Origin of the sequence: Bifidobacterium eulemuris, assembly GCF_014898155.1 — a bacterium.
GTDB classification, from domain to species: Bacteria; Actinomycetota; Actinomycetes; order Actinomycetales; family Bifidobacteriaceae; genus Bifidobacterium; species Bifidobacterium eulemuris.
The window spans coordinates 733,218-758,437 of record NZ_CP062938.1 but is presented as its reverse complement, the minus strand read 5'-3'; the positions used below and the strand labels follow the sequence as shown (position 1 = coordinate 758,437).

General features: G+C 63.3%; 14 protein-coding genes and 2 pseudogenes. 13 read left to right on the top strand and 3 right to left on the bottom strand.

Going from position 1 to position 25,220, the window contains the following annotated elements; translation table 11 throughout:
* The first annotated feature begins 7 nt into the window (after nucleotides 1-7).
* The 5 genes and pseudogenes from hisS to BE0216_RS03310 form a co-directional block, all read left to right on the top strand.
* Nucleotides 8-1,393: a histidine--tRNA ligase gene (hisS, locus tag BE0216_RS03330; RefSeq protein WP_094636958.1), complete on the top strand. Its 1,386-nt coding sequence runs from the start codon at nucleotides 8-10 to the stop codon at nucleotides 1,391-1,393.
* 97 nt (nucleotides 1,394-1,490) lie between these two features.
* Complete coding sequence (aspS, locus tag BE0216_RS03325) at nucleotides 1,491-3,287, top strand: aspartate--tRNA ligase (RefSeq protein ID WP_094636948.1); 1,797 nt, start codon at nucleotides 1,491-1,493, stop codon at nucleotides 3,285-3,287.
* A 443-nt stretch (nucleotides 3,288-3,730) separates the two neighbouring features.
* Nucleotides 3,731-3,868 carry a hypothetical protein gene (locus BE0216_RS03320; protein ID WP_169714269.1) on the top strand — a complete coding sequence of 46 codons (138 nt, stop codon included), beginning with the start codon at nucleotides 3,731-3,733 and terminating at the stop codon, nucleotides 3,866-3,868.
* A 149-nt stretch (nucleotides 3,869-4,017) separates the two neighbouring features.
* Nucleotides 4,018-4,824, top strand: coding sequence for an amino acid ABC transporter ATP-binding protein (locus BE0216_RS03315; RefSeq protein WP_094636947.1), 807 nt, complete (start codon nucleotides 4,018-4,020; stop codon nucleotides 4,822-4,824).
* Between the two features lie 85 nt (nucleotides 4,825-4,909).
* Nucleotides 4,910-5,122: pseudogene (locus BE0216_RS03310) on the top strand (ABC transporter substrate-binding protein); the annotation flags it as partial.
* 79 nt (nucleotides 5,123-5,201) lie between these two features.
* Here BE0216_RS03310 and BE0216_RS03305 read toward each other — a convergent pair.
* On the bottom strand, nucleotides 5,202-6,476 hold the full coding sequence (locus tag BE0216_RS03305; RefSeq protein ID WP_226805655.1) for an integrase catalytic domain-containing protein: 1,275 nt from the start codon (nucleotides 6,474-6,476) through the stop codon (nucleotides 5,202-5,204).
* A 123-nt stretch (nucleotides 6,477-6,599) separates the two neighbouring features.
* Between BE0216_RS03305 and BE0216_RS03300 the strand changes: the two are divergent.
* The 4 genes and pseudogenes from BE0216_RS03300 to BE0216_RS03285 form a co-directional block, all read left to right on the top strand.
* Nucleotides 6,600-7,214: pseudogene (locus BE0216_RS03300) on the top strand (glutamate ABC transporter substrate-binding protein); the annotation flags it as partial.
* Between the two features lies 1 nt (nucleotide 7,215).
* Nucleotides 7,216-7,893: an amino acid ABC transporter permease gene (locus BE0216_RS03295; protein WP_094635980.1), complete on the top strand. Its 678-nt coding sequence runs from the start codon at nucleotides 7,216-7,218 to the stop codon at nucleotides 7,891-7,893.
* A 3-nt stretch (nucleotides 7,894-7,896) separates the two neighbouring features.
* Nucleotides 7,897-8,964 carry an amino acid ABC transporter permease gene (locus tag BE0216_RS03290; RefSeq protein ID WP_094635981.1) on the top strand — a complete coding sequence of 356 codons (1,068 nt, stop codon included), beginning with the start codon at nucleotides 7,897-7,899 and terminating at the stop codon, nucleotides 8,962-8,964.
* A 205-nt stretch (nucleotides 8,965-9,169) separates the two neighbouring features.
* On the top strand, nucleotides 9,170-11,269 hold the full coding sequence (locus BE0216_RS03285; RefSeq protein WP_094635982.1) for a bifunctional metallophosphatase/5'-nucleotidase: 2,100 nt from the start codon (nucleotides 9,170-9,172) through the stop codon (nucleotides 11,267-11,269).
* Between the two features lie 361 nt (nucleotides 11,270-11,630).
* Here BE0216_RS03285 and BE0216_RS03280 read toward each other — a convergent pair whose 3' ends face one another.
* Nucleotides 11,631-17,705, bottom strand: a complete 6,075-nt coding sequence (locus BE0216_RS03280) for an endo-alpha-N-acetylgalactosaminidase family protein (protein WP_404801805.1) — start codon at nucleotides 17,703-17,705, stop codon at nucleotides 11,631-11,633.
* Nucleotides 17,680-18,243, bottom strand: coding sequence for a hypothetical protein (locus BE0216_RS12180; RefSeq protein WP_404801804.1), 564 nt, complete (start codon nucleotides 18,241-18,243; stop codon nucleotides 17,680-17,682). Before BE0216_RS12180 ends, BE0216_RS03280 begins: the two co-directional genes overlap by 26 nt.
* A gap of 140 nt (nucleotides 18,244-18,383) precedes the next feature.
* Here BE0216_RS12180 and BE0216_RS03275 point away from each other — a divergent pair, with 140 nt between their 5' ends.
* From BE0216_RS03275 to BE0216_RS03260, 4 genes are all read left to right on the top strand, one after another.
* Nucleotides 18,384-19,373: a PPK2 family polyphosphate kinase gene (locus tag BE0216_RS03275; protein WP_226805687.1), complete on the top strand. Its 990-nt coding sequence runs from the start codon at nucleotides 18,384-18,386 to the stop codon at nucleotides 19,371-19,373.
* A 54-nt stretch (nucleotides 19,374-19,427) separates the two neighbouring features.
* The gene (locus BE0216_RS03270; protein WP_094635985.1) at nucleotides 19,428-21,998 is read left to right on the top strand and encodes a DEAD/DEAH box helicase; all 2,571 of its coding nucleotides are present in this window, start codon (nucleotides 19,428-19,430) and stop codon (nucleotides 21,996-21,998) included.
* A gap of 66 nt (nucleotides 21,999-22,064) precedes the next feature.
* Nucleotides 22,065-23,432 carry a replication-associated recombination protein A gene (locus tag BE0216_RS03265; protein ID WP_094635986.1) on the top strand — a complete coding sequence of 456 codons (1,368 nt, stop codon included), beginning with the start codon at nucleotides 22,065-22,067 and terminating at the stop codon, nucleotides 23,430-23,432.
* Between the two features lie 274 nt (nucleotides 23,433-23,706).
* Nucleotides 23,707-25,197, top strand: a complete 1,491-nt coding sequence (locus BE0216_RS03260; RefSeq protein WP_094636416.1) for an MFS transporter — start codon at nucleotides 23,707-23,709, stop codon at nucleotides 25,195-25,197.
* Nucleotides 25,198-25,220: the final 23 nt, after the last annotated feature.

The following is a 25,220-nucleotide window of genomic DNA, read 5'->3' as shown; positions in this document are numbered from 1 at the left end:
TGATACCGTGGCTAAAGGTGCATCAATATCAGGATTTCCAGAGTGGCTCCCCTCTGAACGCGTAGTGGAGCAGCGTGTTATCGACACGCTTCGTGAGGTTTTCGAACTCAACGGATTCATAGGAATCGAGACGAGAGCCGTGGAAACAGGCGCAAGTCTGCTCAAAAAAGGCGAGACCAGCAAAGAGATCTATCTGCTGAGCCGTCTGCAGGAGGTCGGCCACGAATCCGACACTCCGGTGGAGGAGCGACTGGGTCTGCATTTCGATCTGACCGTGCCGCTGAGCCGGTATGTGGTCGAGAATTCCGGCGCGCTCGCCTTCCCATTCAAGCGCTGGCAGATCCAGAAGGTGTGGCGTGGCGAGCGCCCGCAGGAGGGGCGCTTCCGCGAGTTCGTGCAGGCCGATATCGACGTGATCGGCAACGGTGATCTGCCCGACCATTACGAGGTGGAGCTGCCGCTGGTGATGGTCGCCGCGTTGGAGCGCCTGCGCGAGTACGGCCTGCCCAAGGCGACCGTGCATGCGAACAACCGCAAGCTCTCCGAAGGGTTCTATCGAGGACTGGGCCTGACGGACGTCGAAGGCGTGCTGCGCGAGATCGACAAGCTCGACAAAATCGGTGCCGACGAGGTGGCCAAGCTGCTGGTCAGCGAATGCGGCGCGAACGAGGATCAGGCGCGCGCCTGCCTCGAACTCGCCTCTCTGACCGCGGCGGACGGCGCGGAGCTGACCGAACGCTTCGATGCGCTCGCCGCGGCCCACGGCATCACCTCCGAAGGCGAGACGGCCGAGGCATACGCGCTGGCCAAGCAGGGACTCGACACGCTCGCCATGATTGTGGACGAGGCCGCCGCCATCCGCCCGGGCTCCGTGATCGCGGACCTGAAAATCGCCCGTGGACTCGACTACTACACCGGCTCCGTCTACGAGACCTTCCTCGACGGTGCGGCCTCGCTCGGCTCGATCTGCTCAGGCGGCCGCTACGACAACCTCGCCTCGCAGGGTAATAAGAAGTATCCCGGCGTGGGCCTGTCCATCGGCCTGTCGCGACTGGTGTCGTATATGCTGCACACCGCCGGCGCGCACGCCAGCCGCGTCTCCCCGGCCGTGGTGATGGTGGCCGTGTGGAGCGAGGACGAGCGCGCGGCCTCCAACCGCATCGCCAACACGCTGCGTTCGCGCGGCATCGCGGCCGATGTGGCGCCCACCGCGGTGAAAATCGGCAAGCAGATCAAATACGCCGACAAGCTCGGCATCCCCTACGTGTGGTTCCCCGGCCAGGAGGGCGCGGGCGACGAGGTGAAGAACATCGTCTCCGGCGACCAGCTCGAGGCCGACGCCACGTCGTGGGAGCCGGATACTGTTAATGCCCGGCAAACCGTTGTAATGTGACAACTTTTCGCCGTCGCGCATGCGGCTCGCGCCTTCGCGTTTGCAGGGCTCGGCCGACGCGCGGCGGCGTATCAGGTTCAAAGGAAAACGAGGAAGCATGAGCCAGACGGCTTACAGAACACATCACGCCACCGAGGTGACGGAAGCCCTCGCCGGCGACAAGGTGACGCTAAGCGGTTGGGTCGACCGCCGTCGCGACCATGGCGGCGTGGCCTTCATCGACCTGCGCGACACCACCGGTCTGGTGCAGGTCGTCATCTACGACGAGGAGATGGCCCGCCCGCTGCGTTCCGAATTCGTGATCCAGGTCACCGGTGAGGTGCGCCTGCGTCCGGAAGGCAACGAGAACGAGCATCTGGCCACCGGTAAGATCGAGGTCGTGGCCGAGAGCATCGACGTGCTCGCCAAGTCCGACGCGTTGCCGTTCCAGGTCTCCACCGCGCTCGAGAACGAGTCCGAGAACAAGCTGCCCGGCGAGGAAGTGCGTCTGAAGTACCGCTACCTCGACCTGCGCCGCCCCTCCATGCAGCGCAACCTGAAGCTGCGCTCCGACATGAGCAAGGCCGCCCGTCAGGCCCTCGACGAGATGGGCTTCACTGAGGTGGAGACCCCCACCATGATCAAGTCCACGCCTGAGGGCGCGCGCGACTTTGTGGTGCCGGCCCGTCTGGTGCCTGGCTCCTGGTACGCCCTGCCGCAGTCCCCGCAGCTGCTCAAGCAGCTGCTCATGGTCTCGGGTGTGGAGCGCTACTACCAGCTCGCCCGCTGCTACCGTGACGAGGACTTCCGCGCCGACCGCCAGCCCGAGTTCACCCAGCTCGACATGGAGATGGCGTTCGTCGACCAGGAGGATGTGATGGCCATGGCCGAGAAGGTCATCGCCGCCATCTGGAAGGCCGCCGGCTATGAGATCCAGCTGCCGATCCAGCGCATCACCTGGCAGGAGGCCATGGACAAGTACGGCTCCGACAAGCCGGATCTGCGCTTCGGCAACCCGCTGGTCGAGCTCACCGATTTCTTCAAGAACACGCCGTTCCGCGTGTTCCAGGCCCCCTATGTGGGCGCCGTCGTGTTCAAGGGCGGCGCGGCCACCCCGCGTCGTCAGTTCGACGCCTGGCAGGAGTGGGCCAAGCAGCGCGGCGCGAAGGGCCTGGCCTATGTGGTGTTCGCCGAGGACGGCGAGCTGAAGGGCCCCGTGGCCAAGAATCTCTCCGACGAGGAGCGTGCCGGTCTGCGTGAGGCCGTCGGTGCCGAAGAGGGCGACGCCGTGTTCTTCGCTGCCGGCGCCCGCACCACCGCGCAGGCGCTGCTCGGTGCCGTGCGCGTCGAGCTCGCCGACCGCGCCGGCCTGCTCAAGCCGGACGAGTTCGCCTTCACCTGGGTGGTGGACTTCCCGATGTTCAAGTCCACCGACGATCCGGATGACGACGATGTGGCGATCGGCCACTCCAAGTGGACCGCCATGCATCATCCGTTCACCATGCCGTCCAAGGATTGGATCGATTCCTTCGACAAGGATCCCGAGCACGCCATGTCCGACGCATACGACATCGTCTGCAACGGCAACGAAATGGGCGGTGGCTCCGTGCGTATCCACCGCGACGACATCCAGGACCGCGTGCTCGACGTGCTGGGCATCACCGACGAGGAAGCCGCCGACAAGTTCGGCTTCCTGCTTGAGGCGTTCAAGTACGGCGCGCCCCCGCACGCCGGCATCGCCCTCGGATGGGACCGCGCCGCGGCCATCCTCGCCGGTGCCGAATCCATCCGCGACGTCATCGCCTTCCCGAAGGCCGGCGGCGGCCGTGATCCGCTGACCGGTGCCCCGGCCCCGATCTCGGCCGAGCAGCGCGCCGAAACCGGCGTCGACTACGAGCCGGACGATGAAGAGTGACGCGATAACCGTGTGAGATGATGGGCTTCCTCCAATCGGAGGAAGCCCATTGTTTTTGAGGCTTGAAGGCCTCCTATTTCTAGACACGAGAATGGGAGGCTGTTCAGATAAAGGTGATGGGGCCCGGATGGATCCAATCTACGTTACGGGTAGTGGATTGGACGCCCTGCGGACATCGATCTGCGTTACTGGTAGTGCCTTGACGTTGTATCGGCAAGTAGGCGTGGCGGAATATCAAGGGCGCTTGCCTTGGAAAGAGCGATCGCACACTACCCGTAACGCAGATCGATGTTCGCGAACTCCCGAATCCACTACCGGTAACGCAGATAGCCTGGTGGACAGGCTCTTGTGCGGGATTGGCGGAGCGAGGAATTGGCAGAGCGTTCATCTGATGTTCGCCTAGGAGTGGATTGGTGATCGCTTTGCCGCTCTAGCGTGGAAGCATGAGTGGACGAACATGGTATCGACGGATGCGCGACTGGTTCAAGGACAATGTTCCGGAACGCTTGGTGTTCGACGGAATCGCGGTGCTTGTGGTGATCGCCGTGCTGGCGATCGAACTGCCTCGCCTGTTCGGGTGAATGGAAGGCGGATAGGCGGAGCCGCCATTGCGGATAACGCTTCGGCGCCTGTTCGGGATGGATGGGGAGGGGAATTGTATACCCCCGAGAAGCAATCAGATAATCTTCAGATATTGTTTACGAAACATTTGCAGGTATACTGACCTGTTATGTCTGAAATGAAGAACAACGAAACCGCACGTCCGCTGGCGCCGCTGGTGCCGGGGCGGGACGACCCGAACAAACCGCTTGTCGAGCTGGCCCACGTGGAGAAGCATTTCGGCGACCTTCACGTCCTCAAAGACATCAACCTCACCGTCACCAAGGGCGAGGTGCTCGTGGTGGTCGGCCCGTCCGGCTCCGGCAAGTCCACGATGTGCCGCACCATCAACCGCCTGGAGACCATCGACTCCGGCGTGATCCGCATCGACGGCAAACCGCTGCCCCAGGAAGGCAAGGAGCTCGCCGCCCTGCGCGCCGAAGTGGGCATGGTTTTCCAATCCTTCAACCTGTTCGCCAACAAGACGATCCTCGAGAACGTGACGCTCGCCCCGATCAAGGTGCGTCATATGGACAAGAAAGAGGCCGAGGATCTGGCCATGGACCTGCTCGCCCGCGTCGGCGTGGACAGCCAGGCGAGCAAGATGCCCAGCCAGCTTTCCGGCGGCCAGCAGCAGCGCGTCGCCATCGCCCGCGCGCTCGCCATGCGCCCCAAGGTGATGCTGTTCGACGAGCCGACGTCCGCGCTCGACCCGGAGATGGTCAACGAGGTGCTCGACGTGATGGTGGAGCTCGCCCGCGAAGGCATGACGATGATCTGCATCACCCATGAGATGGGATTCGCCCGTAAAGCCGCCAACCGCATCGTGTTCATGGCCGACGGCCGCATTCTCGAAGAAGGCACGCCCGACGAGTTCTTCGACAATCCGAAAACCGACCGCGCCAAGGACTTCCTGTCGAAGATCCTCACGCATTAGGCCGCCATTCGCACTCCGTCACCATCCTGCCGTCATGTGCGGCCGTCGCCGTTTCGGCCGCGCCGGCCGCGCCAAAGGAAGAGTTATGAAGAACACACTGATCAAACGGTGCGTCGCCGCCGTCTGCGCGCTCGCGTGCGTGGCCTCTCTGGCCGCCTGCGGAGCCGAGAGCGAGGCCGGCAAAATCCGCATCGGCATCAAATTCGACCAGCCGGGTCTGGGATTCAAGAAGTCCGGCACCTACGTCGGTTTCGACGTGGACGTCGCGACGTACATCGCCCGCCAACTGGGCTACTCCCGAGGTTCGTCATTAATAAGTGAGCGCGTAATCGTTGTTCGTTTGTCGTAATGGGTGAGCGCGAAACGGTGCCTGCGATCTATTTGTCGTTTTGTCCGGCGTCGGCGCGCATGCGTTCGATCGCCTTTCCCAAGTATCCCATGTCCAGGCCGGCGCGGCGGGCCATCGCCTCGGTGCGGTCCCGGCTGACGCGTTCGAGTTCGTCCTGGATGACGGCGATCTCGCGGTTGAGGCGGGCGGGGTTGGTGGCGGCGATGATCCCCTCGATGCGGCGGCGGGCGTCGTCGACGACGTATCCGCCGCCCCCGGCGGCGCGGTCGGCGGCGTCGTGCTCCAGCACGCGCGCCCACGGGGTGCGGGGCTCGTCGTACACGGTCTTCCTGCGCCCGTCGCGCCCCTGGTCGACGCGCACGGGCTTGCGGGTGGGCGTGAACAGGTTCAGCAGCACGTAGGTCTTCGCCCACAGCCGGTTGAGCAGCTCGCGCTGCTGCGCGGTGTCGTAGCGCCAGTGGAACGCGTATTTCCTGACGACGTGGTTGTTGCGCGACTCGACGGTGGCCTGGTCGTTCTTCCTGTACGGGCGGCTGCGGGTCTGTTCGATGTCCTGTTCGAGCAGCCAGTCGACGAGCTCGTCGTTGATGAACTCGACGCCGTTGTCGGAGTCGAAGCAGGTGACGGGAAACGGGAAGAGCGGCAGGGCGGTGGCGACCGCTGCCTTGATGTTGGATTTGGCATTGTTGCGGGCGGTGACGTTCACGGTCCAGTTCGTCGCGTAGTCCACCATCGTCAGGGTGCGGGCGAACTCGCCCTTCATGCTGGGCCCGCAGTGGGCCACGGTGTCTGCCTCGGCCAGGCCGGGAACGCGGATTGTCTCGTCGGTGCATTTGCGGATCCTGATCGAGTTGCGCATGTGCTCCGCGGCCGGCCGGGTCAGCGACGCGCCCTTCGGCATGGCGGCCTGTTTGAGCGGTCTGAGCCGCCGGTCGATGGTCGACGGACTCATCGCCAGCACCTGGTCCAGCGCGTCGCCGTCGATGCCGTCGAGCTCGCCGTTCGCCAGGAGCGCGGGAATCCACTGGTCGAACATGGCCTTCATGTACGGGCCGCACGGCATGCCCATGAGCAGCCACAGGCGCTCCAGCAGCCGCTGCGCGCCCGCGTCGTACTTCGGCCGCCTGCCCCGCGCCGCGCCTTTCACGGGTTTCTCCCTCTCCGCCTGCGTGAGCAGCCGCCGGGCGGTGGACCTGCCCATCCCGACGGCCTCGAGGCGGTCGAGGATCTCGCCCTTCTGTTTCTTGTCGCCCTTGGCGTACTCCGCCTTGAACCTGTTCGTCAGCCGTTTTCTCGTGGCCATGTCCAGTCTGCCTTCCATAAGGCAAGCATCCCCGCGAACGACGCGGGCCGCGCGGGATTTCGCGCTCATTATTTATGACGAACGGAATCCAATTTCGCGCTCAAACATTACGACGAACGTCGCTCCGAGGACGAGATCATATGGAAGGAAGCGCCGTCCAAGCAGCGTGAGGCCATGCTGCAGAACGGTGATGTGGACATGATCCTCGCCACCTACTCGATCACCGACGAGCGCAAGAAGGCCGTTTCCTTCGCCGGCCCCTATTTCGTGGCCGGTCAGGATCTGCTGGTGCGCGAGGACGACGACAGCATCAAGGGCCCGGAGGATCTCAACGGCAAACGCCTGTGCTCCGTGACCGGCTCGACCTCCGCCGCCACCGTCAAGGAGAAGTTCGCCTCCGAAGTGCAGCTGATGGAGCAGCCGGGCTACGCCGAATGCGCCACCGCCCTGTTCTCCGGCATTGTGGACGCGGTCACCACCGACGACATCATCCTCGCCGGTCTCGCCTCCGCCTCGCGCGGCAAACTCAAGGTCGTGGGCGCCCCGTTCACGCAGGAATACTATGGCGTGGGCATCCAGCAGGGCAACACCGAGTTCGCCAAGCAGATCAACGACGCGATCGAGCAGATGATCGAGGACGGCTCCTGGCAGCGCGCGATCGAAGAGAACACCTCCGGTACGGGATATTCGCCGAACAGCGAATACAATCCGCCGGAACCGACCGAGGGGGAGGAGTGAGATGAACGGATTCGTCGAACTGTTCAGCGAATACGACGTGGTCGGCGCGTTCCTGGTGAACATCGAAATCACCCTGTGGTCGGCCCTATTCTCGCTGGTGCTCGGCGTGGTGCTGGTGATGATGCGCATTTCGCCGATCTCCTCGATGCGCACTGTGGCCGGCGCGTATGTGGAGCTGTTCAAGAACCTGCCGCTGACCATCATCATGGTGTTCATGGTGCTGGGTGCCTACGCGCAGCTCAAGCTCACCTTCTCCGACATCTTCGCCACGAATTTCTTCTGGCTGGCGGTGACAGGCCTGAGCCTGTATACGGCGGCGTTCGTGTGCGAGTCGCTGCGCAGCGGCATCAACACCGTGCCGATCGGTCAGGCCGAGGCGGCGCGCGCATTGGGCTTGGGCTTCATGCAGTCGGCCAGCCAGATCATCCTGCCGCAGGCCTTCCGCGGTTCCGTGGCGCCTCTCGGCAACACGCTGATCGCTCTGCTCAAGAACTCGACGGTCGCGGCCGCCGCGTCGGTCTCCACCGAAACCTCCTCGCTGATGAGCGAGATGATCGAGTTCCGCCCCGACGTGATCGTCCAGATCTTCCTGATCTTCGCCATCGGCTATGTGATCCTCATCATTCCGATCGGCATGATCACCACGTTCCTGTCCAACAAGCTCGCCGTGAGGAGGTGACCCATGGCCGCAAACGAAAGCGCCGTGCTGTTCGACCAGCCTGGTCCCAAGGGCCGCAGAACCATCCGCATCGTCAACTGGATCGCCGGGGTGGTCTTCGCGATCGTGGTGGTGCTGATTCTCATGCGCCTGCACAATCCGCCGGATGGTGAGAACCAGCTGAGCTGGGAATTGTGGAAGCCTGCGCTCGAACGCGAGGCGTGGACCGATTTCTATTTGCCCGGCCTGTGGATGACCGTGCAGGCCTCCGTGGTGGCCGTGATCGGCTCGGTGGTGTTCGGCTTGGTGTTTGGCATTGGCCGTCTGCTGCCGAATCCGCTGCTGCGCGCCGTCTCCGCGGTGATCGTCGAGTTCTGCCGCGCCGTGCCCGTGCTGCTGATGATGATCTTCTTCTGGCGGTGGTTCGCGTTCGCGGGGATGTCCAGTCCATCCTATTGGGCGGTGGTGATCGCGCTGGTGCTGTACAACGGTTCCGTGGTGGCCGAGTTGGTGCGCTCGGGCGTCGGCAATCTGCCGAACGGCCAGCGTGAGGCCTCGCTGGCGTTGGGCCTGACCGAAACGCAGTCGTTGATGCAGATCGAGGTGCCTCAGGCCGTGTTCGCCATGCTGCCCGCAGCCGTGACCCAGCTGGTCGTGGTGGTCAAGGACACCGCGCTCGGCTCGATCATCATGTATACGGATCTGCTGCAGGAGTCGCGCCGACTGGGATCGATGTACTTCAACATCCTGCAGACGCTGGTGGTGGCCGCCGTGGTGTACTTTATCGTCTGCTGGCTGCTGTCCCGTCTGGCGGAATGGCTGCCCGAGCATATGCAACGCCGCACGGCCGCGCCGGTGGAGCCGGAGGCGGTGGCTCCCATCGCGATTATGGACCCTTCGAACGTGAATCAGATCGCCGTGGCCAAGGAGGTCAAGGAGCGTCCGCTCGGTGGGGCGCCGCGCCAGTACCATGTGCACCATCGCGGCACCAACGCGTCGATCCACAACTGGCGCCGCACCCGTTACGAGCAGGGGTACGACGAATTCCAGCAAGGGAAAGGCGGCGAGGACGCGGAGCAGGAGAAGCGGTAGCGCCGCGATCCGTTCGCGTCGATAATCTCACACGCATCGCTGGGGCGGTGGAGCGCATGATCGTTCCGCCGCCCCAGCTTGTTATCTGTGGTCGGGGTTCGGGGGTCGCGGGAGATATCAGACGAGTGGTAGATTGCCAAGTGTCTGCCGATTCGTGGATGGGCCTCGGATAACGGCCGGCCATGAGGGAAAGAAGTGTGCGATTATGCGTCTGACCATGTATAGGAAATTCGTCGCGATGGCGACGGCAGCGCTCACCATCGGGGCGATGTCGCTTACCGTCTCCGCGGCGGTGGCCGATGAGGGCGCGAATCCCTCCGTCGCATCCGGCGACACCGCCACCGTCACGATCTTCGGCCTGTCCGACTTCCACGGGCATATCGAAAACGGCGGCTATCTGGCCGCTGCGCTCAAGCAGACCCAAGCCAAGAACCCGAACACCATTTTCGCCGCGGCAGGCGATATGGTCGGCGCCTCCGCCTTCGCCTCGTCCATCGCCAATGACGAACCCGCCATGGAGCAGCTGACGGCGATGAACATGGTCGTCTCCGCCACCGGCAACCACGAATACGACCAGGGCGCGGCCGATCTGGTGGACCGCATCATGCCGGGGATGGGCTCGGCTCAGTACATCGTGGCGAATGTGAGCGGCGGCGCGCTGGAAGGCAAGATCCAGCCGTACACCATCACCGAAAGCGGCGGCAAGAGCATCGCCTTCATCGGCGGTGTGTATGAGACGCTGCTCGACTCGGTTTCGCCGGCGGGTATGGCGGGCGTGACGGTTATCGATCCGGTAGTGGCGATCAACTCCTATGCCGACCAGCTTTCCGACGGTGACGAAAGCAACGGCGAAGCCGACGCGGTGGTGGCGCTGGTGCATGCCGACGCGAACCAGCTCACCGGTCTGAACGAGAATGTGGACGCGGTGGTCGCCGGACACACGCATATGGATCAGGAGACGGAAACCGCGTCCGGCGCGCCGATCAAGCAGACCAAGAACTATGGCGAATCCTACGCCACCATCGATCTGACGATCACCGGCAGCGGCAAGGATGCGCAGGTGATCGCAAGCGGCCAGCTGAACCAGATCTTCGATAAAGACGGCAACGCGCTGTACGAATCCGATCCGGAAGTGAACGCGATCTATGAACGTGCGCAGGCCGCCGCCGACGAGCAGGGCAACACCGTGCTCGGCACCATCGACGCCGACTCCACCTTCAACCGCGGACGCGACGTTCCGGGCAAGCTGGACAGTGAGGAGAACCGCGGCGTCGAATCCACGTTGGGCGTACTCAATGCCGACGCGGCGATGTGGGCGGCCAACGAGCACGGCCAGCAGGCCGATATCGGTGTGATCAACGCGGGCGGACTGCGCGCCGACCTCGACCCGAACGGCGACAAGACCATTACGCTGAAGGAAGCCCACGACGTGCTGCCCTTCGGCAACAGCACGGCGGTGGTCACCCTGACCGGCGCCCAACTCAAGGCGTTGCTCGAACAGCAGTGGCAGCCGGCCGGCGCGTCGCGTCCGGTGCAGTGGCTCGGCCTGTCCAGCAATGTGAGCTACCACTACAACCTGTATACCGAAACCATCAATGGAACCACCTTGCCCCGAGGTGAGGTGTTCGACCTGACCGTGAACGGCGAGGCCGTGCGTGACACGGACACCTTCACCATCGCGGGCAACCCCTTCCTGCTCACCGGCGGCGATAATTTCACCGTGTTCACGCAGGGCACGAACTATGTGGACACCGGCTATATCGATTTCGACGGACTGTCGGACTATCTTGAGGCCCATCCGAACCTGAAAGCCGTGAGCACCCGCGGCAGCACCGGATTCTCGGCGGTCGAGGTCGATGGGAACACCGTGAGCTTCACGGTGAGCGGCCTCGCCTTCACCACCGACGAGCAGCGTCCGAAGGCCATCAAGCTCACCGCCAACGGCGTGGACTTTGGCACGCTGAAGATTTTCGATTTCTCCGGCGAGACGCAGGGGCCGGGCGCGGGTTCGGTGATGGTGACGAAGACGCTGTCCGACGCCGATCTGGCGACCTTCCTCGCCGACGCGGCGGCCGACGCCGCGACGATCCGCACCGCCCAGGTCGACGTGCTGTTCACCGATGCCGAAACCGGGGATGACACCGGCGGCAATACCGGCGATTCGGACGCTCCGGAGACGCAACCCACGTTGCCCGCCACCGGTGCCGGAACCTGCGCCATCGCGGCTGCGGCCATGCTGCTGCTTGCCGGCGGCGTGATGCTCAAGCGCCGCAGCTCCGCCCACTCCTCGGTTGACGCGCAATAGCGTTTCGTCTTCCGCATCTCATCTCGGCGTGGCATGGAATGAATCTGTGCTACGCCGATTTGTTTTATCTCCTGTGAGATGCTTGCGCCTCGCTCAGCATCTTTCACCTGTCATCCTGAGCGGAGCACGAAGTGCGTAGTCGAAGGATCTCCTTGACCTTTGCGGCACTACTGGTCAGGAGATGCTTCGACTCCGTTACACTCCGCTCAGCATGACGATGGGATAATTCGTTTGGGGGAGATACGACGTAGGCCCGTTCCGGATATTTCGGAACGGGCCTACGACTATTTAATTATGGATTGTTGGTTGGGGGAGAGGGGTGGGGTCGGTCGCTGTGCGGTCGACCCCATCAGCCAATCATTCAGCGGTGGCTGCGACGGCGAACCGTCAGCGCCAGTCCGGCCGCGGCCAGAACCATCGCTGCGAGGATGACCGCGAAGACGCTGGCACCCGTGTTCGAGATCGGCTTGTTGGTGGAGGCCGGAGCCTTCTCCAAACCGTCGATCGCGGCTTCGAGGGCCTTGAGCGCGGCATCGACCTGCTCTTGGGTGGCGGTCGCGTTGTCGGCGGTCAGCTTGGCACTGGCCAGAGCCACACGCACGGCCTTGGCGGACGCTTCGGTGTAACCCTTGAGATCAAGGGCTTCGGCCTTGGCGATCGCAGCCTGCAGGGCGGACTTGTTCGCTGCGCTCGGCTGTTCAGGCTGGCCCGGTTCCGTCGTGGCGGGCTTGAGGGCTTGCTTGGCGGCATCGAGCGCGGCCAGTGCCGCGTCCACGTCGGCCTGTGAGGCGTCGGCGTTGGCCAGCACCGTCTGGGCGTCGCCTAGGGCTGCGGCGAACGCGGCCCACGTTTCGGCCGTGTAGTCCGTTTCCTTCAGGTTCGCGGCCGAGTCGACCGTGGCCTGCAGGACGGACTTGTTCACCTGCTCGGGTTCCGTTGTAGCGGGCTTGAGGGCCTGCTTGGCGGCATCGAGCGCGGCCAGGGCTGCGTCCACGTCGGCCTGTGAGGCGTCGGCGTTGGCCAGCACCGTCTGGGCGTCGGCCAGGGCTGCGGCGAACGCGGCCCACGAGTCGGCGGTGAATTCCGCTTCCTTCAGATTCGCGGCCGAGTCGACCGTGGCCTGCAGGACGGACCTGTCCACCGTGCCCGGCTGTTCCGGTTCCGTCGTGGCGGGCTTGAGAGCTTCCACGGCGTTCTGGAGTGCGGCCAGGGCGGCGTTCACTTTGGACTGCTTGGCGTCGGCGTTGTCCAGTACCGTCTGGGCGTCGGCCAGGGCTGCGGCGAACGCGGCCCACGAGTCGGCGGTGAATTCCGCTTCCTTCAGATTCGCGACCTTCTCGACCGCAGACCGCAGAGCGGCCTTGTCGACATCCACCGGCACCAGCGCGTTGATGGCGGCGTCGAGCTCGTTCGTGGCGAGCAGCACGTCGTAGGTGTCGGCGTTCTCGTCGGCGAGCACGGTCTTGGCGGCGGTGAGCTTCTCGCTCATCACCTTCCAGCTGTCCGCGGTGGAGTCGGATTCGTTGAACGCCTCCGCTTGGGAGATGGCGTCTGCGAGATCGGTTTTGTCGACGATTGACACATCGCGTTCCGTGGTCAGACGCAGCTCGGCGGCGGCAGCGAACTTATTTGTAGAATTTCCCGCCGATGTAAGTACGGTGAAGGTCACGGAGACCGCGTTCTCCACAGGCTGGTCGAATTGAGCCAGCTGCCATACCTGATCGGTTAAGAAGGTGCCCTGCTTGACGGTGGTGCTCTCGGAGGCGACACGAGTGTCACCAGCGGCCGTTGTCACTTCGATCTTGTAATCCTTGATCTTGCCGTTGACGTTGGAAGCACCGGAGCGAGGCAGATAACGCAAGCCGGTAATGGTGGTCGGTTTGGTGAGATCGAATCGATACCAAGCATCACCATCTCTGACGGCCCATGCACTGTAGTCGGTGTGCCAGAGAGTATTGGACATACCATCCTGAGCGAGAGCCGCCGGACCTTCGTTCGCGGCGTTTAGCTCCTCGCTGCCGGCTGCGACCGTGTAGGCTTCGGTGTCGACGTCGTACTTGTCGGTATTCGCATTGTCAGGGAGCGGGCCTTGCATGTAGACGTCAAGCGACTCCAGCAATGCGATCGCCGTGGCATAATCCTCCGAGGTCGCCTGGTCGTCGTTAATCAGCAGCTTGGCTTGGGCCAGAGTCTTCTGATAAGTCAACTTCGCCTCGTCACCAATCTGCGACTGCATATCGTCGTACTTCTTGGTGATCTCCTCGAGCTTGGCCTTGGCCTCGGCCTTGGTCTTGCTTTCGGAGTCGACGCGCTCAATCACGAGGTTGTCGAGCACGATGTCCTTGTATCCGCCGAAGTTGGCTTCAGCGTCGTCCTTGTCGAAACCATGCAGTTCAGGTGCTGTGGAGGTGGAGTAGATGCCGAACCAGGAGTCCCCGTTGACGGAACCCGTCAGCTCGAACGTGTACTTGGCGGTGTAGTTCTCGCCGGCTTGCGCATCCATAACCAGGGTCTTCTTCAACGGAACCAGAGTTGTGTTGGCTGAGGAGAACTCCCCGGAGCCAACCGCGACGGCATAGATGTCGTCGGAGCCGACCTGATAGTCGAAGGAGATCTTGTACGTGCGACCCGGCTCGAACTTGATGTTCTGCGGAATCGTTTGGTACACCAGTGTGTTCTTCTGGGTCAGGCCGTTGACCTTCACCGACCAGTCGCCGCCGAGCACGTCATCCATCTTCTTGACGTCCCAGCCAGCTTGCGTGTAAGGCGCGTGCTTCTCGGACAGGTGGATGCGGTTGTCCTGGACGTTTTCGGACCCGGAGACCACGAAGGGCCAGATGCCTTGGGCGTTGTTCTCGAAGTCGTTCGTCAGCTTGGTGACGTTGCCGTTCTTGTCGAACTTCAGACCCTTGTAGCCGTTGATGACCACGCGTACATTGTCGAAGTACACGTCGCCCGCGCCCTGATGGGCCAGGGTCAGCGTGGCTTCGCCGCTCTTGGGCGCGGTGAAGAACACATACATGTTCTGGAAGTAGCTGGAACCATCCACCGTGGCGGAATTCGTGTTGTGCGCATCCGCCTGGATGTAATTCTTCGCAATGCTGCGTGAGGTGGAGTTGGTGGCCAGCGTCTTGCCTTCGCTGGTGACCGTCATCGTGGCGTCGCCGTCGGAACGGTTATCCACACCGACGTACAGCGCGTAGCGCTTGCCGGGTTTCAGGTCGGTCAGCGTCTGGGTGGCCGAGACCTTGCCGGTGAGCTTGAGCATCGGGTTGCTGTACTGGCTCTTCGCGATGGAGGCCTCGCCGGTACCCTTCAGCGTCCAATCCTCCTCGAAGGTCTGCTCTCCGCCGTTGAAGCCGGCGTCGACCAGATGCATGCCCTCGCTCCACGTGACCGAGATCTGCTTGGGAGTGACGTCGCCCTTGTACACGACGTACGGGGTTTCGGCCTCGGCGGTCAGTGTGATCTGGCCGTTGACGACGGGCACGGTCCGCTCTTCGGTTTTACCCAGATCGGTGAGCTTATAGACCTTGACGTTGGCGAGGTTCCGCCACTCGGAGGGAAGCGTCCACGTGGTGGCTTCCGTGCCGGTGGTGTTCCAGTGGTAGAGCTTCTCGTCGTCGGACGAGACGAACTTGCCGGTCTGCGCATCCCACAGCCACGGCAGGAGGTAGGACTCCGTGCCGGTGCCGGTGCCATCGCCCTTGGAGACCGCGCCGGTGGCGACGACCTGACCGTTGAAGGTGATGGTGCGGTTGCGGTAGGCGGTCGAGGACTGGTCGTTCGTCTCGCGGGCGAGGGTCACGACGTTGCCCTTATCGTCCTTGAGTTCGATGAACTCGTTGCCGCCGTTGGTTTCCGGATCGTTCGAGGAGGTGCTGTCGAGCGGGTTGTTGACCCAACGGCTCACCTTGAAGTGCTGGATGAACTTCGTGGACACGTCATGCGTGTACAGGTTGGTGATGTAGGCGTCATAGTCGTTGCGACCCTGCCATCCCTCGAAGTCCTTCATGTTGTAGCCGCCGAGCAGCGGAGCGTTGGCCGCGCCGCTGTACTTCGGAAAGTCACCGACCCAGCTGTCCTTCTGGTGGTTGCGCAGGAAGCGCATCACCTGGGAGTTCTCACCCTTTTTGGCCGCGTCGCCGTAGGTCAGATCGGCCGCCCAGTGCTGGAAGGTCGAATCGTACTCGTTGCCGGAACCCCATTCGGTGGTCATACGCCAGCCGTTGTCGGTGATCATCTTGGACATCTTGCGGGTCTCCCACGAATCCTCCGAGCTGGAGGATGTCAGGTTGCCCCACACATCCAAGTAGATGAAGTCCATGTTGTCGCCGACCTTGTCCTTGAGCTCCTTGAAGCGCTTCTCGCGGGCTCCCGAGGACAGGTCGTAGATGCCGTCGATGCCGATGCCCTGGTCGAGCCAGTTCCAGCCATAGCTCAGGCCACCGCTGGAATTGCGGCGCACGGAGTCGTCGCTGAAGGCCTTGGCCTCCGGATACATTTCAGAGGCGTTGACATGCACGCCGAAGCGGGCGCCGTATTCGGCTCCCTTCTCCATCAGCGTATTCATATCCTCGGCGCCGCCCATGCGCTCGCCGATGTCTCCATAATCCGGGTGCCCGGAGTCATGGCCCTCGTTGCCGTAGCCCTTAAGCAGCACGGACTGGCCGAGACCGTCGGTGTTAAGCGCGACCTTCTTGACGTTGTCAAGCGTGGTCAGGAAGGGATTCTGCGCCTGGGATCCGAAGTTCATGGCGATGCGCCATGCCACCAGCTCGGGTACCTCCTCGGACTTGTACGGGTTGTTCATAATCGAACGGAACGCGATCGCGCCATCCTGCCAGTCGACCGTCTGGTCGTTGTTCTCGTCGCCGGTGATGACGACGGCCATCTTCGGCATCTCGGTCTCATCGACCATGTAGGACTTGCGCTTCGAATCGGTGACGATGCGATGGTAGTACCACGGGGCGCTGGCCAGGCCGAGCGAGTTCGTGCCGCTGACCGTCTGGGTGGTGGCGTAGATGCGCGTGTTCTGGCTGCCGCCATTCACAGGCGCGGCCACGACACGGCCGTCATGTTCGGAGTTGCTCCACATGCCGGCGCTCAGCGAATTGCCGGAGATGAACGCGTACATGTAGTCGCGGTTTGTCAGGCTGGTCGTGTCGGTGATGTCGAAGTGCTCGTCGCCGGTTTTGGTGGTGTTGGACGACATAACTGCGCCGGTGAACTGCGCGCCGTCCTGATCCTCGCGCATCGAGATGAGGCTCTGGTTCGGGAACGATACGGTCTGCACCGGGTGCTCATTGTCATCGAGCTTGTTGTCGATGTCGGTGATGTTCAGACTCAGCGTGTTCGCTTTGACGACGATTTCGGCGGTGATCACCGCGTTGATGTTCTTCTCGGCGTTCTTGACGGTCATCGTGTAGACGGCCGTGGTTTTGTTCTCCTTGACGAACTTGACGTCGGCGTCGGTGAGCTCCACGTTGGTGCCGTTGATCTCCACGGTGCGCACGTCCTTGGGCTGGCCGTACATCACACGGTTGTCAAGCTTGGTCATCGTGTATTGGAGTACGGAGGGGAAATTCTGCTTGACCTGCACGTCCATCTGATCGGTGGAGAGGGTCTCCGTATCGACGGCGGCCGCCTCGTTCAGAGTGATGGCATCCACGGCCAGATCGCCATCGATGATCTCGATGTCCTTGGTGACATCCTCGTAGCCGTACTTGCCAACCGAGAGGGTGTACTTGCCGGCCTTGAGTTCGCCAATGGTGTAGGCGCCGCTGGCGTCGGTAGTGGTGGAGGCGCCGTTGACGCGCACCTTGACACCCTCGATCGGAGCGCCTTCGGCGTCAACCACGGTGCCGCTGACGGCGTACTTGATGATCTCCTTCTCGGCGAAATCCTTGACGGACACGTCGGTGAGCGCGGTGCCGAGGGTGGAAGCCTTCATGGCGATTTTGTCGCTGAGATTCTTCATCGAGCTGTAGTCGACTTCGAGAGCCTGCTTGCCGTTCGCGGTCAGTGTGGCGGTGGAGCCGTCCCATTCGACCGCGATGGGGATTTCGGCGTCGGCGGCGGGCGCCGCGATACGGGTACCTTCATACCAAGCGCCATCGGCGCCGTAGCGCTGCCAGAACCAACCTCCGGCGTCATAGCCGAGGAATAGGCCGTTGTTCGGGTCCTTGTATCCCAGATAGAAACCGAAACGATTCAGGGAGCCGTCTTGCGGCGACTTGATCGTGGCGGTGAATCCGCCATCCGTGCTGAAGTCGTAGCTGCCGTCGTAAATGGCCACCGCTGGGTATGCCGACGGCTTGCTTGGATCGTTGCCGTTCTTGTCGCCGGACTTGAAGTGCACCCAGCCGTCGCTCTCCTCGAGCGTCTCGCCGCCCTTGACTGTGTTCTGGTCAAGCGTCCATCCGCCTGCGGTCACCGACGCATTTGCTGACGGGGGGGGGGGTGACAGTGTCGTTGGATGCGGCGTCGCCGGAGGCGACGTCGTCGGCAACGGTGTTATCCGTGGAGTCGCCGTCCGACGTGGTGTCGTTGATCGGCGTGGGGGTCTGCCCAGAGGACTGATCCAGCATCTGCAAGGCATAATCCTTGGCATCGCTGGTCGAAAGCGGCGCGGCGAACGCCGTGCTGCCTCCTGTCAATGGGACGAGAGCCAGTGCCGCTGCAAGCGCCACTGATATCGCGCGTTTCATGTGCGATGTGTTCCTTTCGCTCTTCTTTGAGACGAAGTCGCCCGGTTGCCACAAGAGGACAAGAATGGGCGAATTCGCAATTGCGTAAGCAACCTTACAATAAATATCAGCCAATGTAAAACCAGCTTTTAGATATTTCGAAGGTGAAGGCAAGAGTGTTGTGATGTTCGGGGGGATGCTGCGATGTGTTGGAATTGCGGTGTTTTTGGCCGTATATAAAGGAATTTTGACATGGCGCATTACGTTGCGGGGGTTGGTATCCATGTCTCGAGAACACCGATTTTCATGGCTTTCTATTCCGTAAATGTTAAATTTATTAACTAAATATAGAAGGGCTCGAAAGGCAGAACAGGCTGGTATATGATGTTTGCCATCCGATGCAATCCGATGCGAGGAGGCGGACCATGGGAGAACGGGCGCGCGGCGGCAAAGGAGGGGCCATCGTCGGCGTGGACAAGGCGTTGACGTTGGCTAAGCGGGGCATCGACGATATTTCGGACGGTGCCACGGTGGCCGAGAGGCTGGCCTTGGCGGCCAAATCCTCCGAACTGCTCAGCTCGGTGTGGTCCCTTCCGCCGGGGCAACTGCTGATGTTCCACCAAGGCACGCGACTTACCGCGGTCGATGCCGACTCAACCCCCGGTTTCGACGGCGACAAGGACGACGCCGAGCGATTCATCGAAATCAGTTCCAGCGAGATCTCCCGCTATCAGCGGCTGCTGTACGCCAACGGCACACGCCGGTCGAACAAGCGCGTGCTGATCGTGCTGCAAGGCATGGATGCCTCAGGCAAGGGCGGCATCGTCAAACACGTGTTCAGGCAAGGCAACCCGATGGGCATCCACTACCACGGCTTCGGCGCGCCGAACGACGAGGAGCTGTCTCACGACTTTCTCTGGCGCGTGGAGCGCGAACTGCCCAAGCCCGGATGGATCGCCGTGTTCGACCGTTCGCATTACGAGGACATCGTGATGCCGCGCGTGTGGGGCACGCTTCCCGAAAAGACCTGGCTTGCGCGCTATGAACAGGTGATTGAGTTCGAACGGGCGCTGGCGGCCGACGGCTGCGCGATCGTGAAGATCTTCCTCACCGTAAGCCGCCAGGAGCAGAAACGGCATTTTCTGGAGCGGCTCGACGATCCGACGAAACATTGGAAATTCGATCCCTCCGACCTTGACTCACGCGAACGCTGGGACGACTATATGGACGCCTGGCAGGAGGTGTTCGAACGCACCAGCACCCCCGAGGCTCCCTGGTATCTGGTGCCGGCCGACAACCGTTGGTATTCGCGCGCCGTGGTCTCGGAGCTGTTGCGCACCACCATCAAAAACATGAACCTCACCTGGCCTCCGCTCGACTGCGACCCGGACGAGATGCGGCGGCGGTTGGCCTAGGTCCAGGCACCGTCAGTCGGCGCGCGATAGAAGGCTGCGGGTAGACTGCGAACCATGACGGACGAACAGGGCGATAAGCGATACGGCTCATTGGGCGCGTTGGCACCGGACTGGTACGACGACGGCGCGCGCAACCTCGCCGCCGACGACATCTACGAGCGTTTCTTCGAATGGGTGGTCGGCACCAAAGGCATCGAACCATGGCCTCATCAGGAGGAAGCGATCATGGATCTGCTCGCCGGCGACCACGTGATCCTCAACACGCCCACCGGCTCGGGCAAATCCCTCGTGGCGCTCGGCATGCATTTCGCCGCCCTGTGCACTGGCCGACGCTCCTACTACACCGCGCCGATCAAGGCGCTGGTGAGCGAGAAGTTCTTCGATCTGGTGGAGGTATTCGGCCGCGATCTGGTCGGCATGATCACCGGCGACACGCATATCAACGCGGACGCGCCGATCATCTGCTGCACCGCCGAGATCCTCGCCAACCAAGCCCTGCGCGAGGGCCGCCGCGCCGACGTGGGCTGCGTGGCCATGGACGAATTCCACTACTATGGTGACCCCGAGCGCGGATGGGCCTGGCAGGTGCCGCTGCTCACCCTGCCGCGCACGCAGTTCCTGCTCATGAGCGCCACGCTCGGCAACGTCGACTCCATCGCCGACAAACTCGAATCCATGACCGACACGGACGTGGACGTGATCGCCGACGCGCCCCGCCCCGTGCCATTGACCTACGAATACACCCTCGATCCGCTGGAACGCACGGTGGAACTCGCCTTCAACGAAGGATCCACCCCGATCTACGTGGTGCATTTCTCGCAGGACGCGGCCCTTGAAACCGCGCAGGCGCTCGCCTCCACCGGCGTGAGCAGCAAGGAGCAGCGCACGGCCATCGCCGAGGCCATCAAAGGCACGAAATTCACCACCGCCTTCGGCAAGATCCTGCAGCGGCTGTTGCGCACCGGCGTGGGCATCCACCATGCCGGCATGCTGCCGCGCTACCGCCGTCTGGTCGAACAGCTCGCCCAACAGGGCCTGCTGCCGGTGATCTGCGGCACCGACACGCTCGGCGTGGGCATCAACGTGCCGATCCATTCCGTGGTGCTGACCGCCCTGACCAAATTCGACGGCTCGAAAATGCGTCGCCTGCGCGCCCGCGAATTCCACCAGATCGCCGGCCGCGCCGGACGCATGGGCTTCGACACCGAAGGACTGGTGATCGCCGAAGCGCCCGAATTCGAGATCGAAAACCAGAAGGCCGTGGCCAAGGCCGGGGGAGACCCGAAGAAGCTCAAGAAGATCAAGCGTAAGAAGGCGCCCGAAGGCTTCGTGACGTGGAATGAGAACACCTTCGACAAACTCATCGACGCGGATCCCGAAACCCTCGTGCCGCATCTGAAGATCACCCACTCCATGGTGCTCAACGAAGTGGCGCAGGGCGGCGACGCGCGCTGGCGCGTGGACCGGCTCATCGACGACTCCGCGCAAAGCCCGGACCAGAAGGAACGGCTGCACCAGCGGGCCGACGAGATCTTCCAAACATTGTTCGACACCGACGTGATCGAAACCGAGGAGCGCGACGACGGCGGCAAAGACTACTTCCTCACCGTCGACGTGCCCGACGACTTCGCGCTCGACCAGCCGTTGAGCCCCTTCCTGCTGGCCGCGCTGGAACTGCTCGACCCGGCGAGCCCCACCTACGCGCTCGACGTGATCTCCATGGTGGAGGCCACCCTCGAAGACCCCAAGCAGGTGCTGCGCGCCCAGGAACGCGCCGCCCGAGACAAGGCCATGGCCGACATGAAGGCCGACGGACTCGACTACGACGAGCGCATGGACCGCCTGCAGGACATCACCTATCCCAAACCCTTGGAGGATATGCTCGACGCGGCCTTCACGCAGTACCGCCGCGACGTGCCCTGGGCCAACGACTACTGGCTCAGCCCCAAATCGGTGATCCGAGACATGGTGGAGACGGCATCCGACTTCACCGGATACATCGGCCGTTACAACATCGCCCGATCCGAAGGCACGCTGCTGCGGTATCTGTCGGACGCCTACCGTTCGCTCGCCCGCACCGTGCCCGTCGACAAGCGCGACGAACAGCTGAGCGACATCATCGCCTGGCTGCGCGTGCTCGTGCGCTCCATCGACTCCAGTCTGGTCGACGAATGGGAGAACGCGGGCTCGGCCGACGCCAGCGAGGCCGCCGCCGCGCTCGCCGCTCCGGGTCGACGCGACGAGGTGGTCGAGGACCGCCGAGGACTCACCGTGCTGGTGCGCAACGCCCTGTTCCGCCGCGTGCAGCTGATGGACCTCGACCGGCCCGAAGAGCTGGGCGCGCTCGACAAGGACTGGGGCTACGGCGTGCACGAATGGGAGGACGCGCTCGACGACTATTACGACGCGCACGAATACGTCGGCGTCGACGCGGCCGCACGCTCCGCCGACCTGTTCGTGCTCGACGATTCGCACGAACGTGACGAGCACACCTGGAAGGTGCGGCAGATCATCGACGACTCCGACGGCGACCATGATTGGGCCATCGTAGGCGTGGTGGATCTCGACGCCACCCAGGAAAGCGGCGAGGTCGTGTTCGTCGACTATTCGGTGGCCGCTGTCTAGCGAAATCCCGCCTCACTACGTCATGTGGTGTCGAACAAGTGTTCGACGTGAGGTACAGTGGTGCGTATGAGTGAGCAGGATTTGTTCGGGGCGACGGACGCTCCCGAGGATATGACGCGGCCGTTGGCGGTGCGCATGCGCCCGACCACTGTGGACGAGGTGATCGGACAGCGCCATGTGCTGGGGGAGGGCTCGCCCCTGCGCCGCCTCGCCAACCCCGCCTCCAAGGGCAGCCTCACCGCGCCGAGTTCGATCATTCTGTTCGGACCTCCCGGCGTGGGCAAAACCACGCTCGCCACCATTGTGGCGCGCCAATCCGGTCGCGTGTTCGAGGAGCTGTCCGCGGTGACCAGCGGCGTGAAGGACGTGCGCGACGTTTTGCAGCGCGCGCACGACCGGCTGGTGTCCAAAGGCGAGGAGACCGTGCTGTTCATCGACGAGGTGCACCGCTTCTCCAAATCGCAGCAGGACGCGCTGCTGCCGGCGGTGGAGAACCGCGACGTGACTTTCATCGGCGCGACCACCGAAAACCCGAGCTTCTCCGTGATCAAACCGCTGCTCAGCCGCTCCGTGGTGGTCAAACTCGAATCGCTCGAACCCGACCAGCTGGCCGAACTCGTGCGGCGCGCCCTGGAATCCGAACGGGGTCTCAAAGGCGAAGTCAAAGCCAGCGACGAGGCCATCGACGAGATTGTGCGCATGGCCGGCGGCGACGCGCGCAAAAGCCTGACCATCCTTGAGGCGGCGGCCGGCGCGGTGACCCATGACGAGGCGCGCAAGAAGGGCGCGCGCCGCCCCATCATCACCCCCGAGATCGTCGGCACCGTGATGGACGCGGCCACCGTGCGCTACGACAAAGACGGCGACGACCATTACGACGTGATCTCCGCGTTCATCAAATCCATGCGCGGCTCCGACCCCGACGCGGCCATCCACTATCTCGCCCGCATGATCCGGGCGGGGGAGGACCCGCGCTTCATCGCCCGACGCATCATGATCGCAGCGGCCGAAGAGGTAGGCATGGCCGCCCCGCAGATCCTGCAGGTCACCGTGGCCGCCGCGCAGGCCGTGGCACTGGTCGGCATGCCCGAGGCACGCATCATCCTCGCCGAGGCGACCATCGCCGTGGCCACAGCACCCAAATCCAACGCCAGCTATATGGCCATCAACGAGGCGCTCGCCGACGTGGACTCCGGACGCATCGGCCAAGTGCCGCTGCACCTGCGCAATGCGCCCACCGCGCTGATGAAGCAGTGGGGCAACCACGAGGGATACCAGTACGCGCACGACGCGCCCGGTGCCGTGGCCCCGCAGCAGTACATGCCCGACGAGTTGCGCGGCCGCGAGTACTACCATCCCAACGATCGCGGCTACGAGCACGAGGTGGGGCCGCGACTGGAGAAGATCCGCGCCATCCTGCGCCAGGCCGGGTGACGGTCTCGCGTGGGGATAGGGCTCTCCCGCTCGCGTTCCGCGGTGTTGTTGAGATGTCCTACCAGCTCGGCTAAAGTCTGTTGAGGTCTTGAGTGGGCACCACGTCCGGCCTCCCGCGATTCTTCCGCGGTCGTATGCGCATGGACGGTGATAACGGCGGCTCGACCGGTTGGCAAACCATATTTCCGTGAGAACACCGTGAACGCCGGATAGGCGCGAGCGGCCGGCCATGCGCGGGATACTCCCCGTGCGATGATGAGGAAGAGAGCGAATGATGTCCAACGGGCCCATCCAAATCACAGATCGAACGAACGGCGCGGTCGCGCCAACCGACGAGCGCATCCCGCTCAAGCTCATCGGCGCGATCGTCGCCGTGGGATCGCTGGCCTTCATCGGCATCCTCACCGAAACGGTGATGACCGTGCTGTTCCCCGAACTCATGCGCGAGTTCGATGTGGACATGGCCACCGTGCAATGGATCACCACCATCTACCTGCTGGCCGTGGCCGCCACGATGCCCGTCTCGTCGTTCCTCAAACGCCGATTCCCGTTGAAGGCCATCTTCCTGGCTGCTCTCGCCCTGGCCATCGTCGGCTCGCTGATCATGATCGTCGCCTCCGCGTTCCCCATGCTCATCGTGGCCCGCGTGATTCAAGGCATCGGTTCGGGCATCGCCACGCCGCTGATGATGAACATCATCCTCGAACAGTCGCCGCGCTCGAAAATCGGCCGATTGATGGGCGTCGGCTCGCTGGTGATCACCGTGGCCCCCGCCATCGGCCCGACCGTGGGCGGCGCGGTGACCAGCGTGCTGCCGTGGCGGGCGATTTTCGTGGCCGCCGTGCCACTGATGCTGATCGCCATGGTCATCGGCCTCAAATGCATCGAACAGAAGTCACCTACCGAAGCCGCCTATCTCGACCCGATCCAGCTGCTGAGCATCGTGCTCGCCCTGTGCGGACTGGTGCTTGCGCTCAACCAGGCCGGCGTGGCCGTGAGCGCCGCCATGGCGGGCACGCCCGCGACGCGCAGCGCCGTCATCGCCGCAGTCAGCCTCATCGTGGGATTGGGTTCGCTCGTGCTGTTCGCGTTCAGCTCGCGCAAAGCGTTCTCACCGCTGCTGCGTTTGGGTATTCTGCGCGACCGTGTTGTGCTGCTGCATCTGGTGGAGTATACGATTCTGCCGATCGTCTCCATCGGCTTCGGCTATGTGATCACCAATGTGGCGCAACTCTCGCTGGGAACCAGCGCCTTCCTCGCCGGCTCGCTGGTGCTGCCCGGCGCGCTGGTCGGCGCGGTCTGCTCGCCGCTCGGCGGATGGCTGTACGACCGCTTCGGCGCGGTGCGGCCGATCCTCATCCCGTTGGGTATCGCCATCCTTGGCCCGGTGCTGCTGCTGGTGTTCTCCATGCGGCTTACCCCGGCGATGCTCGCCGGCTTCTACTTCATCTTCGGATTCTTCTTCGCACTCGGCAACCCCAATGTGATGACCAGCGCGTTGAGCTCCATCCCGCGCCAGTTCGCCCCCGACGGCAATGCGATTTTCAACACCTGCCTGCAGTTCGGCGGCGCGGCCGGCACGGCGCTGTTCTCCACGATTCTGGCCGTGGCCCAAGCCGGGCATGGCGAGGAGGGGAGCGCCGAGTTCATGCACGCCACCGCGGTGGGCGGCATGTGGACCTTCGCGGTGATGGTGGTGATCTGCGTGGTGGGTTGGGCCTGTCTGGCGGCCGCGTTCCGCATCAGGTCGCGTCGCGCGGCGTAAACCCAGCGTCACGTCCGTGCCCG